The sequence below is a fragment of the Streptomyces sp. ISL-100 genome (assembly GCF_018614615.1).
Taxonomy (GTDB): domain Bacteria; phylum Actinomycetota; class Actinomycetes; order Streptomycetales; family Streptomycetaceae; genus Streptomyces.
In genome coordinates this window covers 13060-25540 of the sequence record NZ_JAGGOK010000071.1, presented here as the reverse complement: position 1 = coordinate 25540, position 12481 = coordinate 13060, and the positions used below count along the sequence as shown (strand labels likewise).

At 69.3% G+C, this 12481-nt stretch carries 13 protein-coding genes and 1 pseudogene; 5 read left to right on the top strand and 9 right to left on the bottom strand.

The annotated features are described in order from the left end of the window. Positions 1–53 precede the first annotated feature (53 nt). Positions 54–971, bottom strand: a complete 918-nt coding sequence (locus tag J7E89_RS30730) for a DMT family transporter (protein WP_214977877.1) — start codon at positions 969–971, stop codon at positions 54–56. A 76-nt stretch (positions 972–1047) separates the two neighbouring features. On the opposite strand from J7E89_RS30730, the gene J7E89_RS30725 reads away from it, so the two are divergent. Continuing rightward, entirely contained in the window at positions 1048–1650 is a 603-nt protein-coding gene (locus J7E89_RS30725) for a TetR/AcrR family transcriptional regulator (RefSeq protein ID WP_251061331.1), read from the top strand. 15 nt (positions 1651–1665) lie between these two features. Here J7E89_RS30725 and J7E89_RS30720 read toward each other — a convergent pair whose 3' ends face one another. Next, entirely contained in the window at positions 1666–2628 is a 963-nt protein-coding gene (locus tag J7E89_RS30720) for a LysR family transcriptional regulator (RefSeq protein WP_214977875.1), read from the bottom strand. 195 nt (positions 2629–2823) lie between these two features. Between J7E89_RS30720 and snpA the strand changes: the two genes are divergently transcribed. After that, positions 2824–3459, top strand: a complete 636-nt coding sequence (snpA, locus tag J7E89_RS30715; RefSeq protein ID WP_214977873.1) for a snapalysin — start codon at positions 2824–2826, stop codon at positions 3457–3459. 132 nt (positions 3460–3591) lie between these two features. Here the strand turns inward: snpA and J7E89_RS30710 are convergent, their stop codons facing one another. Further along, positions 3592–4314: a DUF6304 family protein gene (locus J7E89_RS30710; protein WP_214977871.1), complete on the bottom strand. Its 723-nt coding sequence runs from the start codon at positions 4312–4314 to the stop codon at positions 3592–3594. Positions 4315–4362: 48 nt separating this feature from the next. Next, positions 4363–4941, bottom strand: a complete 579-nt coding sequence (locus J7E89_RS30705) for a dihydrofolate reductase family protein (protein WP_214977869.1) — start codon at positions 4939–4941, stop codon at positions 4363–4365. A 130-nt stretch (positions 4942–5071) separates the two neighbouring features. Here J7E89_RS30705 and J7E89_RS30700 point away from each other — a divergent pair, with 130 nt between their 5' ends. Next, positions 5072–5647: a TetR/AcrR family transcriptional regulator gene (locus J7E89_RS30700; RefSeq protein WP_214977867.1), complete on the top strand. Its 576-nt coding sequence runs from the start codon at positions 5072–5074 to the stop codon at positions 5645–5647. Here J7E89_RS30700 and J7E89_RS30695 read toward each other — a convergent pair. From J7E89_RS30695 to J7E89_RS30685, 3 genes are all read right to left on the bottom strand, one after another. Next, positions 5622–6236 carry an N-acetyltransferase gene (locus J7E89_RS30695; protein ID WP_214977865.1) on the bottom strand — a complete coding sequence of 205 codons (615 nt, stop codon included), beginning with the start codon at positions 6234–6236 and terminating at the stop codon, positions 5622–5624. The two genes, J7E89_RS30700 and J7E89_RS30695, sit on opposite strands and share 26 nt — an antisense overlap. Before the next feature lie 129 nt (positions 6237–6365). Further along, positions 6366–7409: a family 2 encapsulin nanocompartment cargo protein polyprenyl transferase gene (locus tag J7E89_RS30690; RefSeq protein WP_214977995.1), complete on the bottom strand. Its 1044-nt coding sequence runs from the start codon at positions 7407–7409 to the stop codon at positions 6366–6368. An 84-nt stretch (positions 7410–7493) separates the two neighbouring features. Next, positions 7494–8906 (bottom strand): family 2B encapsulin nanocompartment shell protein, encoded by a 1413-nt coding sequence (locus J7E89_RS30685; protein WP_214977863.1) that lies wholly within the window; start codon positions 8904–8906, stop codon positions 7494–7496. A gap of 249 nt (positions 8907–9155) precedes the next feature. On the opposite strand from J7E89_RS30685, the gene J7E89_RS30680 reads away from it, so the two are divergent. Continuing rightward, a complete protein-coding gene (locus tag J7E89_RS30680; RefSeq protein ID WP_214977993.1) occupies positions 9156–9746 on the top strand; it encodes an N-acetylmuramoyl-L-alanine amidase in 591 nt (196 codons plus the stop codon). A gap of 22 nt (positions 9747–9768) precedes the next feature. Continuing rightward, on the top strand, positions 9769–10908 hold the full coding sequence (locus J7E89_RS41295; RefSeq protein ID WP_251061330.1) for a 1-aminocyclopropane-1-carboxylate deaminase/D-cysteine desulfhydrase: 1140 nt from the start codon (positions 9769–9771) through the stop codon (positions 10906–10908). On the opposite strand, the pseudogene J7E89_RS30665 reads toward J7E89_RS41295, so the two are convergent. Both J7E89_RS30665 and J7E89_RS30660 read right to left on the bottom strand, forming a co-directional pair. Continuing rightward, positions 10887–11210, bottom strand: a pseudogene (locus J7E89_RS30665) (Na+/H+ antiporter); the annotation flags it as partial. The gene J7E89_RS41295 and the pseudogene J7E89_RS30665 overlap by 22 nt on opposite strands. A 59-nt stretch (positions 11211–11269) precedes the next feature. Continuing rightward, positions 11270–12466 carry an RNA-guided endonuclease TnpB family protein gene (locus J7E89_RS30660; protein ID WP_214977861.1) on the bottom strand — a complete coding sequence of 399 codons (1197 nt, stop codon included), beginning with the start codon at positions 12464–12466 and terminating at the stop codon, positions 11270–11272. Positions 12467–12481: the final 15 nt, after the last annotated feature.

Here is a 12481-nt window from a genome sequence, read left to right as displayed (position 1 = left end):
CTGCTGCGTCGTACGTCCCTGTCGGACGGCGGAGGCGACCGCCCCCTACAGCGTCAATGGACCGCGGCCGGGGAGCATTCCTTCGTACGGCCATTGGCACCATCGCTGCGGACGATCACGACGGCGGCCAGGCCGGCCACCAGACCGGCGGCGGTCTGCGGGCCGAAGGGCTCGCCGAACATCAGCGCGCCCCAGACCGCGGTGACCGGCGCCATCAGGAACATGAGCGTGTTGACCGCGGTCACCCCGGAGCGCCGCAGGACGAGCCAGTACAGGCCGTACCCGCCGAAGGTGGCGAGGACCACGAGCCAGCTGATCGCGAGCCAGAACGACGGTTCGGCGGGCGGCAGCGCCGCTCCGGAGGCCGCCGCCAGGGCGGTGAAGACGACGGCACTCGTGGCGCAGTGGACGGTCATAGCGACCGAGGGTGCGACCGGTGCACGGGAACGGCCTTCGAGGAACGTCGCCGCCACCAAAGAGAGCATGCCGAGGAACGGAATCGCGTACGCCCACGGAACGACGCCGTCGACGGCCCCCGCGTCGGCCAGCGTGACGGCCGCGACGCCGGCCACGCCGAGGCACAGCCCGAGCCACTGCCGGGCCGAGACGTACTGGTGAAGGAGCGGACCCGCGAGCGCACCCGCGACGAGCGGCTGGGTGCCGTCTGTCAGGGCGGTCGTGCCGCTGGAAACGCCCAGCTGGATCGCGTAGTAGACGGTGAGCAGGTAACCGCTCTGGGAGAGCGCGCCTATCGCCGCCTGGCGGAGCAGGGCGCGGGCCGTCAGACCACGCCACGCGGCCCTGATGAGGGTGGCGGCGACGACGGCCAGGACGAGGGCGAGCGGTAGGAAGCGCCACATCAGGATCGTCACCGCGTCGGCGCTTCCCGCACCGAGCTTCGCGCCGATGAAACCGGAACTCCAGCAGAGTACGAATGCGGCGGAGAGCAGGACGTTCTTCAGAACGTTCATACGGGGCCACCCCTCCCATCAGGTATACAGGTCGGTCTACCCACTAACGACTATACAGATCGGTATACTGACGGGCATGAGCAGCAGCACCGTGGAGCCCCGCCGCATCGCCATGACCCCCGGCGCGCAGCGCGCCCTGGACGCCGCCTCGCGGCTCTTCTACGAGCGCGGCATCCATGCCGTGGGGGTCGACCTGATCGCCGCCGAAGCGGGCGTCACGAAGAAGACGCTGTACGACCGCTTCGGCTCCAAGGAACAGATCGTCGTGGAATACCTGGCCGCCCGTGACGAGCGCTGGCGGGCCTTCCTCGCCGAGCGGCTGAAGTCCGAAGAGCGACCCGCGGAAAGGATCCTCGCCGTATTCGACGCTTCCCGGGCATGGATGGAGGAGAACAGCCCCAAGGGGTGCAGCATGGTCAACGCCCACGCCGAGATCAGTGATCCGTCCCATCCGGCGTACGCGATCATCACGGGCCAGAAGAAGTGGATGCTCGCGCTCTTCACCGACCTGGCGAGGGGCATCGACGGGCACCGGAGCCGGGCCGGCGCCGACCGGCTCGGGCGTACGCTCATGCTGCTCCACGAAGGGGCTCTCGTCGCGCACGGCCTCGGCATCTTCAAGGACGCGGTCGCACATGCCCGAGAGGAGGCTAGGCGCCTCATCAGGACAGGCGCGTAACCCGCTCCCCGTACGTCATGCCACCGCGCTTCCCGCCAGCAGCGGGCTCTCGTTGCGCAGCAGCCACTGCCGGTATCCGGGTGCCCGCATCGCCGCGTCGCGGTACGCCGCCTCCAGATCGGCGTATACCGCTGCCGCGTCGGCAAACCCCGGCCGCGACACCAGCAGCAGCCGTACGGCGAGCGGATCGCCCCGCAGTGGCCGGATCGCCATGTCGTCGCGGGGCCCGGACGTCGGCTGGCAGGGTGCGACGGCCTCGCCCATCACGATCAGGGACGTGGCGGTGTGGTAATCCCCCCGCAGGACGGGCGGATTGAGGCCGGAGGCGCCGAAGACGCGCTGCACGCCATCCCATTCGCCGTCCACTGCAGGGTCGACCATCCACCGGTCGGTGGCCAGGTCGGCGAGCTCGACCACGGACCGGCCTGCCGCCGGATGGTCCCGTGACATTGCGATGAACTGCGGCTCGCGCTCGACCAGTACGCGCTGTTCGAGCCCGTCGGGCACCCGTAGCGCCGACCCCTCCACCTCGTGCACGAAGGCGACATCGAGCTGGCCGGCCGCGAGCAGCCGGAGCAGCGTACGGGCCGATACGTCGACATGGAGGGAGGTGTCGGTCTCCGGCAGCCGCGTACGGAGCCTGCGTAGCCACCCGCCGATGACGCGGCTGGCGGTCGCTCCGATACGCAGTTGCGGGCCTTCCAGGGAACGTGCCGCGGCCGCCCTCGTGTCGGCCACGAGCGCGCTCATCTGTTCCACGATCGGACGCGCCCTGCTGAGTACCGCACGCCCCAGCGGCGTCGGCCGGCAGCCGGTGCGCTCGCGCGAGAACAGTTCGGCGCCCAGCGAGTTCTCGATGCGGCGGAGCTGCGTGGTCAGCGAGGGCTGGCTCATTCCGAGCGTACGGGCGGCCTTGTGCAGGCTGCCGGTGTCGGCGATGGCGCACAACGCACGAAGGTGCCTGACCTCGAGCTCCATGCCCCGACCCTAAGGCGGTTCGCAGGGACCACACCAGACGCCATAAGCGCAGGAATCACCTCTGATTCAAGGCGAGTTGGCCGAGGTGATGCGCTCGCGCTATCACCGGCTGACATCATCCGCGGCCGGTCCGCGCGCCGGACACTCTCCCTACCCAGCCGTTTGACATGAACGGAACGAGTAGGAGCCCCCCACATGACCACGCGACACCGCAGAACCCTTCTCACCACCGCCCTCGGCCTCGGCCTCGCCGCCGCGACGCTCGGCGCCGCACCCGCGACCGCGACGCCTTCAGCCCCGCACAACTCATACATCTCGTACGAGAAGTCCAAGGAGAACGCCGCCGCCAACAAGGCCTTCTTCGACGCCGTGAAGAAGTCGGTCGCCGAGAAACGCGCCGCGAACCCGGGCGCGCTGGCTGTCACCGTCGTCTACTCCGCGGCGAACGCGCCGACCTTCCGCACCCAGATAGCCAGGAGCACCCAGATCTGGAACAGCTCCGTCACCAACGTGAAGCTCCAGGAAGGCTCGAACCCGGACTTCGTCTACCGTGAGGGCAATGACCCCCGCGGCTCGTACGCCAGCACCGACGGCCACGGCAGCGGCTACATCTTCCTCGACTACCGCCAGAACCAGCAGTACAACTCGACCCGCGTCACCTCCCACGAGACCGGCCACGTGCTGGGCCTGCCCGACCACTACTCGGGCCCGTGCAGCGAGCTGATGTCCGGCGGCGGCCCCGGCACCTCCTGCCAGAACGCCACCCCGGACCAGCGCGAGCGCAACCGCGTCAACCAGCTCTGGCAGAACGGCTTCGCACCGGCCTCCTGACCCCCGCCTCCCGGATGCCCGGATGCCCCGTACACGTGCAGTCGCCCCCCCCAACCGGCAACAAGGGGAGCGGTCTTGCGCGTACGGGGCATCGTCCTGCTGGAACGGGAAGAGCGGACCCGCAGGGCCTGGCTAGCCCACCGCCTCCGCGGACACCGGGTCCGCCGACCCCTCCCGCACATACGGAAACGCACCGCGAAAGCCCGTCCCCGGCCCCTCCCCCGGCCGGCGCTCGAAGTCCGCGCACGCCCACGTCTCCTGCACGAACCCGGACCGCACGTCCCACAGCCCGAGCAGCGCGTCCTTGCCCTCGACCGCCCGGTACTCGTCCTTCGCACCCCGGAAGCAGGCAAGATTGCCGAACAGCCCGCCACCCGCCGGGTGGTAGTCGGAGAAGGCGCACGAGATGCAGGACCGCAGATACGCACCGGCCGGCAGCCGCCGCTGAATCACCTTCAGCGCGTGCTCGAAGTCGTGCTCCGCCCGCTCCGACTCGTACGCCGCCCCGTCGAAGTGCAGCGTCAGCGACAGGTGTTCGCGATCAATCGCACCCCCGTGAAGCGGCTTCCCGAGCGCGAGCAGGCAGCTCAAAGTGGCCCGGTGCACCCGCCCGTCGGCGTACACCGGCATCGGGATGTCCCACTCGAGTACGCAGTCGCACAGCGATCCGCCCGACAGCGCGAACCCCCCGCCCTCGGACGGCAGCCCGGCCACCGGTTCGAGCGCGTCGAAGCTGTCGCCCTCGAAGTCGACTCCCCTGATGCGGGTGCGCAGCCGCTGCCCGTCCGCCGTGATGGTGACGGCGACGGAACCCTTGCGGTCGCGGTACCAGCCGGCCCATGGCTCTCCTGTCATGGGCCGGACTTTAGCCCGTTCGGGCGCATGCCCCGAACAGTCCCTCGGTCACCGCTTCTTGCTGTACGTCAGGACAATGGTCCCGTTGTCGAAGGTCCGGCTCGATTCGAGCATGAAGTCGAACACGCCGAACTCGGCGGAGAACACGGGGACGCCCGAACCGGTCGCGATCGGGTAGACCTTGACGACCAGCTCGTCGATCTCCTCCAGCAGCTGCCCCGCGAGATTCGCCCCGCCCGCCAGGTAGATGCCGAGGCCGTCCTCCTGCTTGAGTTCGCGGACCTTGGCGGCGACATCGCCGGAGATGACCTCGACATCGGGGTCGATCGACTTGTCGACGCTGCGCGACACGACGTACTGGCGCAGATGTTTGTACGGGCTCGTGATCCCGAGCTCCAGGGCCGCGTCGTACGAGACGCGCCCCTGGAGAATCGTGTCGAAGTGCTTGTTCTCCAGGGCGTCCACGCCCAGGTGCTGTCGCACATGGGTGGGAAGACAGTCCGGATACTCGCCAATGAGGAAGTCCTTCATGAAGGACTCGCTCAGCGGATAGAACTCGACGGCGCCGTCGGGCGCCGCGATGAAGCCGTCGATGGACATACCGACGTAATAGGTGAGCTTGCGCAAACTGATCCTCTGCTTGGAAGACAAGGGGGGCGGGGGATCATGCACCCTCGCGCAACCACGACGGCTATAGCGCTTCACCTGTAGTGGTTGTGCAAGCCCCTTTCTCAAAAGGGGAGTTGGGAAGTGTCCGATGGCCCGTAATCCCGAGCGAAGGACCGCTCTGGTCGACGCCGCGATCGAGGTGCTCGCACGCGAAGGCGCGCGCGGGCTGACGTTCCGCGCCGTCGACGCCGAGGCCGGCTGCCCGGCCGGCACCGCGTCCAACTACTTCACCGGACGCGACGATCTGCTCACCCAGGCCGGGCGCCACATCTACGTACGGATGACGCCCGACCCGGCACGGGTCGCCGAGGCCATGCGCCCCGCCCCCTCCCGCGAGCTGGTCACCGAGCTGATGCACTGGCTCGTACAGCGGCAGACGGACGAGCGCACCAGCTACCTCGCCATGCTCGAACTACGCCTGGAAGCCACCCGCCGCCCGGCCCTGCGGGCGGAACTCACCGCCGCCGTCCGCGCCACGCTCGACGCCAACATCCGCTTCCACCTCGACGCGGGACTGCCGGGCGAAGCCGACGACGTGCTGGTGCTGTATCTCGCCATGACGGGCCTGCTGCTCGAAGTCCTCACCCTGCCCGGGATCCTCCCGGAGGACGAACTGGGCGCACTGGTCGAGAAGATGGTCAGCCGTTCGCTGCCGCCTGCATGAGACTCGGCTCGCGCCACATGGGCCACATGTGGGGCCCGTCGGGCAGATCGACCGTACGGCCGGTGAAAGCAAACCCGAGCCGCTCGTACAGCTTGCTGCTGCGCGCGCTGCTCGCCTCCAGGTAGGCGGGTACGCCGTCGCGGTCGCAGCGGTCGAGGACCGGCTGGATCAGCGCCGTGCCGAGCCCCTCGCCCTGGCGGTCCGGGGAGACGGCGATGAGCAGCAGATACTCATGAGCCCGGTCGTGCGGATGCGCTTCGCCCGTCAGCCGGCCGACGAGCTCCGCGCGTTCGTTGTCCGGATCGGCGGTCTCCCTCATCCGTGCCGGCGTGTCGTCCTCCTCCTCCGGCAGCCCGGCCGGCACCTGGAGCCACAGGGCCGTGGCCGATCCGTCCTCGGTTACGTCGACCCGTCCCTCGCTCAGGGCCACGTCGAGGAAGACGCCGAGGAATGTGCCGTGCACGCGGGCGCGGTGGGCCCGGTCGGGGAAGACCCAGCTGCTCACCGGGTCGTCCATGAACGCCGCGTCCAGCAGCCGTACGAGCGCCTCGCGATCGCTCTCCCCCGCCTGTCGTATCTCCACGCCCACGGTCCGGCCTCTTCTCTCCAGGATCAGGATCTGTCATCCGAACTGACGTGATCGATCCTAGAGTTGACCCCACGCGAGTCGGCGGGCGCCCGGATTTTCCCGGGCGCCCGCCGTCATCAGCTCCCCCGGTCAGCGTGTTCTGCGGGTGACGAACTCGGCGAGCGAGAGCAGGTCCCCCGCCGCCCCCAGGTCGGGCACCGCCCGCGACAGATGGTGCACGGCCCGGGCCATCCGGTCCGCCGCGTGCCCCTGCGCCCAGTCCCTGCCGCCCGCCCGGTCGACGGCGTCGGCCGCGCGGTGCACGGCGGCCCCGTCCAGCGGTCCCGCATACAGGCCGGCGAGCTCGGCCGCGGCCTCGGTGTCCGAGCTCAGCGCCGCCACCACCGGGAGGGACTTCTTGTGGGCCGCCAGGTCGGCGCCCGCCGGTTTGCCCGTGTGGGAAGGGTCGCCCCAGATCCCGATCAGGTCGTCGATGAGCTGGAAGGCCAGGCCGGCCTCCCTCCCGAAGGCGTCCATGGCCGCGACCTCCTCGTCGTCCGCGCCCGCGTAGAGCGCGCCGAGCGCGCACGCGCACCCGAGCAGGGCTCCGGTCTTGGCCTCGGCCATGGTCAGACACTCGTCCAGCGACACCTCCTGCGGCCCCCGCCGTTCGAATTCACAGTCGGCCTGCTGTCCCGCGCACAGCTCGATGACACAGGCGGCGAGCCGCGCCGACGCCCGGGCCGCTGCCGGGTGCGGATCCTCGGCGAGCAGCCGCAGCGCGAGGGCGCACATCGCGTCCCCGGCGACGATCGCGTCCGGTACGCCGAAGACCGCCCATGCGGTGGGCCGGTTCCTGCGGGTCGCGTCCTCGTCGATGACGTCGTCGTGGAGCAGGGTGAAATTGTGCGTGAGCTCCACGGCGGCCGCCGCCCGTACAGCCAGGCCCGGGTCCCCGCCGAGCGCCTGGGTGGCGGCCAGGACGAGGGCGGGCCTGATCGCCTTGCCCGCATGTCCTGCGGCCGCGGTGCCGTCGGCCTGTTCCCAGCCGAAGTGGTACATCGCGATCCGCCGCATGGCCCCCGGCAGGCTCTCCACGCCCGTGCGCAGTTGGGGGTTGACGACGCTGCGGGTCCGTTCGAGGAGGTCCACCGCCTCGTGTCCCTCGGTGGCGGCCGCTTCCGCTCTGGTCATGGTCACGGTCGCTTCCTCCAGGGTTGTGCTTGCACGGTGCCCTCCGGCCGGGGGCACGGACCCGCCTGGCGAGAGCCCGGCAGCTCAGCGCCACCTGCCGATCTCGACGTTCTCCAGGACACCGAGCGCGTCCGGCACCAGCACAGCCGCCGAGTAGTACGCCGTGACCAGGTAGCGGATGATCGCCTGCTCGTCGATGCCCATGAAGCGCACCGACAGGCTCGGCTCGATCTCGTCCGGGATGCCGCTCTGCTGGAGCCCGACGACGCCCTGCTCGGCCTCGCCCGTACGCATGCAGATGATCGAGGTCGTACGGGCGTCACTCACCGGGATCTTGTTGCACGGGAAGATCGGGACACCGCGCCAGGAAGGCACCCGGCTGCCGCCGATCTCGATGCTCTCCGGGTACAGACCCCGCTTGTTGCACTCGCGCCCGAAGGCGGAGATGGCGCGCGGGTGAGCGAGGAAGAGCTTGGAGCCGCGCCGCCGCGACAGCAGCTCGTCCATGTCGTCGGGGCTGGGCACACCGTCGTGCGGCTGGAAGCGCTGCCCGTAGTCGCAGTTGTTGAGCAGCCCGAACTCGCGGTGGTTGATGAGCTCGTCCTCCTGGCGCTCGCGCAGCGCCTCGACGGTGAGCCGCAACTGCTGCTCGGTCTGGTTCATTGGCTGGTTGTAGAGATCCGCCACCCGGCTGTGGACCTTCAGCACGGTCTGCGCGACGCTCAGCTCGTACTCGCGCGGCGCCGCGTCGTAGTCGACGTACGTGTGCGGGACGACGGCCTCGCCGACGTGGCCCGCGGACAGGTCGATGGGCGCCTCGCCGTATTTGTTGGTGCGCTGGCGGGGCAGCGAACGTACGCGCGCGAGGTGGTCGCGCAGCGACTCCGCCCGGTCGGCGAGCGTCAGCACGTCCTGCCGCGACAGGGTCAGCACGGTGCACGCGGTCTGCGCGCGGGCCGTGTACCCCCAGGTGCCGTTCTCCTCGACGAGGGCCTGGTCGCCGAGGTACGCCCCGTCGGCGAGGACGCCGAGCACCGCCTCGTCGTCGTACGGGCCGTCGCCGACCTTCTCGATCCGGCCGTGGGCCAGGAGGAAGACCGTTTCGGCAGCGTCCCCAGCGGTTGCCAGCACTTCACCGGCCGCGTACTCCCGCTGGGCGCAGCGCTGCGCCAGCTCGCTGAGGACAGCGTCGTCGCCGAAGGTGCGCAGCGCGGGCAGTTCGCACAGCTCGTTGGGGATGACCTGGACGCGCTCCCCGGTCTGTACGAACGTCACGCGCCCGTCGCCCACGGAGTAACTGAGTCGGCGGTTCACCCGGTACGTACCGCCCTGGACCTGGACCCACGGCAGCATCCGCAGCAGCCACCGCGAGGTGATCTCCTGCATCTGCGGGGCGGACTTGGTGGTGGTGGCCAAGTTCCGCGCGGCGGCCGTACCGAGACTCTGCTGCGGTTGTGCCTGTTCTTCGCGGATCTCGGAACCTGCCTCGACCGACATCTGACTCCCTCTCGATCATGTGCTGCCTTGCGTCAAAACCCTTGCAGTCGGGGGAGCCGGGGCGCCATTACACAAACGAGTGTGACTAGATCACCGGAGGCGGGGCATGTCGCACGGCCTCAGGGCCACGGGCCGGCGCGGAAGATGACCGAATCGGCTCGCACGCGACCCGAACAGGTGGTCGTGGCAGCGGAGTTCGGGTACAAGCAGCGGTACGAGATGATGCGCGACTCACCTAAGGAGGCGGCCATGGCCTCACCCATGTCCGCGAGCAGATTCCTCGACGTACTGAGAGACGAGGGCATCAAAGTCGTCCAGGTCGGCGACTGGCGTACGCACAACCGCAACCACAAGGGCCCCTGGGGCCCTGTGCACGGCGTGATGATCCACCACACCGTCACCTCTGGCACCTCCAAAACCGTCCGTATCTGCCGCGACGGCTATCCGGGACTCCCCGGTCCGCTCTGCCACGGCGTGATCGCCAAGAGCGGCTCCATCCATCTGGTCGGGTACGGCCGCGCCAACCACGCGGGGCTGGGCGACGACGACGTACTGCGCGCCGTCATCGCGGAGAGGGCGCTGCCGCCCGACAACGAATCCAACACTGACGGAAACCGGCACTTCTACGGCTTCGAGTGCGAGAATCTCGGCGACGGCGAGGACCCGTGGCCCGAGGCGCAGCTCGAAGCGATCGAGCGGGCGGCGGCCGCGGTCTGCCGGCACCACGGGTGGAACTCGCGTTCCGTGATCGGCCACCTCGAATGGCAGCCGGGGAAGATAGACCCCCGTGGCTTCTCGATGAACGCGATGCGCGCGCGTATCCACGAACGCCTGAAGTGACGCCTGCGTCGACAATAAATGCATGACCCCCGAAGCGCTCGACCTCTCCCGCCTGCGGCCGCGGCTGCCGTCGCCGCTGTGGCAGGCCGAGGACGAGCGCTTCACCCGTCGCGGCGTACGGCTGCTGCTCAAGCGCGACGATCTGATCCACCCGGACCTGCCGGGCAACAAATGGCGCAAGCTGGAGCTGAACCTGTGGGCGGCGGCGGGGCGTACGGTGCTGACGTTCGGTGGCGCGTACTCGAACCATCTGCGGGCTACGGCTGCGGCCGGGCGGCTGCTGGGCTTCCCGACGATCGGCGTCGTACGGGGCGACGAGCTGGCTGGCCGGCCCCTGAATCCCTCGCTCGCCCGCTGCGTGGCGGACGGCATGCGGCTGCACTTCGTGGACCGGGCGACGTACCGGGCGAAGGCGGAACCGGAGGTGCTGGCCGAGATCGTGGCGCAGGCCAGTGCTGCCGCTGCGCGGGGTCTTTTCCCCACCCCGCCCCTTCCCGAACTGGGGCAAGCCCCAGCCCCCAGACAACACGGACGCCCTACGGGCGTGTCCTCAAACTCCCCCATAGCCTTAAGGGCATGGGAGGGACCCCCTGGACGGGCTGGATTTGCCGCTCAGGAGTGGGGCCTGGGGCAGCGCCCCCACGCGGCAGAGCCGCAAAATGTCACAGCGGGAAGGGGCGAGGTGGGGGACATCTACGTCGTCCCCGAAGGGGGCAGTAACGCCCTCGCCGTGCAGGGGTGCGTCGCGCTCGGGCGCGAGCTGCGCGGGGTCGCCGATGTCGTCGGGGTCGCCGCCGGGACCGGCGGGACTGTCGCCGGGCTCGCGGCGGGCCTGGGGGCCGGGCAGCGCGTCATCGGGTTCCCGGTGCTGAAGGGCGGCTTCCTCGGTGACGAGATACGGGCGCTCCAGCACGCCGCCTTCGGCGCCCCCGTCGGCGCCTGGACCCTGGACGACCGCTTCCACTGCGGCGGATACGCCCGTACCACCCCGGAACTCGAGGCATTCGCCGCGGACTTCGAGGACCGGCACGGGCTGCCCGTGGAGCGGCTCTACGTCGCCAAGATGCTGTACGGGCTGACCACCCTCGCCACCGACGGCGCCTTCCCGCCCGGCACCACCGTCGCAGCAGTGATCACGGGTCAGCCGGGCTCCGCCCGGTAGGCCGCCGCCTCCTCCAGGTCCAGCCTGCGCATCAGGCTGCGCAGCATCTCGTCGTCGATGCGCCGCTGGTCCCGCAGTTCCACGAAGACCGACCGTTCCGCGGCGATCATCTCCCCCGCGAGCCGCCGGTACGTGTCGTCCGCCGATTCCCCGGTCTCCTCGTTCACCGCACCCAGCCGTTCCCACACGGCGTTTCGGCGCCTCTCCAGAACGGTCCGAAGCCGGTCCGCGAGCGGCTGCGGCAGTGCGTTCCTGGGATCGGCCAGCAGCTCCTCCAGCCGCGCCGCCCCCGCCGCCCGCCCGCCCCGCCTCGTAACCTGGCCATCTTGACATCCTCCCCCTCGTGAACGAGGGGGGTTCCTCACTTCGCAGTGAGGGTTTCCTGCTTCGCAGCGAGTTGCCCCGTCCGGGAGAACTCCCGTTGAGGTCTTACACCCGCTCCACAGGCTGTAACCGCCAGTCCGGCGGCCAGAATGTTGCGTGCCGCGTTGATGTCGCGGTCATGTGTGGTGCCGCACTCGCACGTCCACTGGCGGACGTTCAACGGCAGTTTCTCTCGGATGGTGCCGCATGCGGAGCAGAGTTTGGTGGAGGGGAACCAGCGGTCGATGGTGACCAGGCTCCTGCCGTACCAGGCGCACTTGTACTCCAGCATGGAGCGCATGTCGGTCCAGGCCGCGTCCGAGATGGCACGGGCCAGAGTCTTGTTCTTGACCATGTTGCGGACGGTCAGGTCCTCGATCACGATCGTTTGGTTCTCACGAACGAGCCGAGTGCTCAGCTGATGCAGGAAGTCCCGGCGCCGGTCGGCGATCCGGGCGTGGATCTTGGCGACCTTGATGCGGGCCTTGTCCCGGTTGCGGGAGCCCTTCTCCTTCTTTGCCACGGCCCGCTGGGCCTTGGCCAAGCGTGCGCGGTCCCGGCGTTCATGCCGGGGGTTGGTGATCTTCTCCCCGGTGGACAGCGTCACCAGGCTGGTGATACCGGCGTCGATCCCGACCGCCGTATCCAGCGTCGGCAGGGGCTTGACGGACGCGTCCGCGCACAGGATGGACACGAACCAGCGGCCCGCACTGTCCTGGGACACGGTCACCGTAGACGGCTCAACACCCTCGGGGAGAGGGCGGGACCACACAATGTCCAGCGGGTCCTTCATCTTCGCCAGCGTCAGCGCACCGCTGCGGTACGTGAACGCGGAACGAGTGTACTCAGCCGACCTTCGGGTCTTCTTCTTCGACTTGAACCGGGGATACTTCGCCCGGCCCTCGAAGAAGTTCGAGAACGCGCCTTGCAGATGGCGCAGAGCCTGCTGCAACGGCACCGACGACACCTGGGACAGGAAGCCAAGTTCCTGAGTTTTCTTCCACTGCGTGAGCATCGCCGAGGTGGCGTTGTAGTTGATGCGCTCCCGGCGCTTGTACCACGCCAGCGTACGGGCTTCCAGCGCCAGGTTGTAGACCTTGCGAACACACCCGAACGTGCGCGACAGCTCCGCTGCCTGCTCGTTCGTGGGGTGGAAGCGGTACTTGAACGCCCGCTTCACCTGCTCGGCCTTCACGCCTCACAAACTACC

Bases quoted from the DNA above. Each gene is read 5' to 3' on its own strand.
- J7E89_RS30685 (WP_214977863.1), bottom strand. From the start codon at position 8,906: ATGTCGGTCGAGGCAGGTTCCGAGATCCGCGAAGAACAGGCACAACCG.
- J7E89_RS30700 (WP_214977867.1), top strand. From the start codon at position 5,072: ATGGCCCGTAATCCCGAGCGAAGGACCGCTCTGGTCGACGCCGCGATC.
- J7E89_RS30725 (WP_251061331.1), top strand. From the start codon at position 1,048: ATGAGCAGCAGCACCGTGGAGCCCCGCCGCATCGCCATGACCCCCGGC.
- snpA (WP_214977873.1), top strand. From the start codon at position 2,824: ATGACCACGCGACACCGCAGAACCCTTCTCACCACCGCCCTCGGCCTC.
- J7E89_RS30730 (WP_214977877.1), bottom strand. From the start codon at position 971: ATGAACGTTCTGAAGAACGTCCTGCTCTCCGCCGCATTCGTACTCTGC.
- J7E89_RS30680 (WP_214977993.1), top strand. From the start codon at position 9,156: ATGGCCTCACCCATGTCCGCGAGCAGATTCCTCGACGTACTGAGAGAC.
- J7E89_RS30710 (WP_214977871.1), bottom strand. From the start codon at position 4,314: ATGACAGGAGAGCCATGGGCCGGCTGGTACCGCGACCGCAAGGGTTCC.
- J7E89_RS30720 (WP_214977875.1), bottom strand. From the start codon at position 2,628: ATGGAGCTCGAGGTCAGGCACCTTCGTGCGTTGTGCGCCATCGCCGAC.
- J7E89_RS41295 (WP_251061330.1), top strand. From the start codon at position 9,769: ATGACCCCCGAAGCGCTCGACCTCTCCCGCCTGCGGCCGCGGCTGCCG.
- J7E89_RS30690 (WP_214977995.1), bottom strand. From the start codon at position 7,409: ATGACCAGAGCGGAAGCGGCCGCCACCGAGGGACACGAGGCGGTGGAC.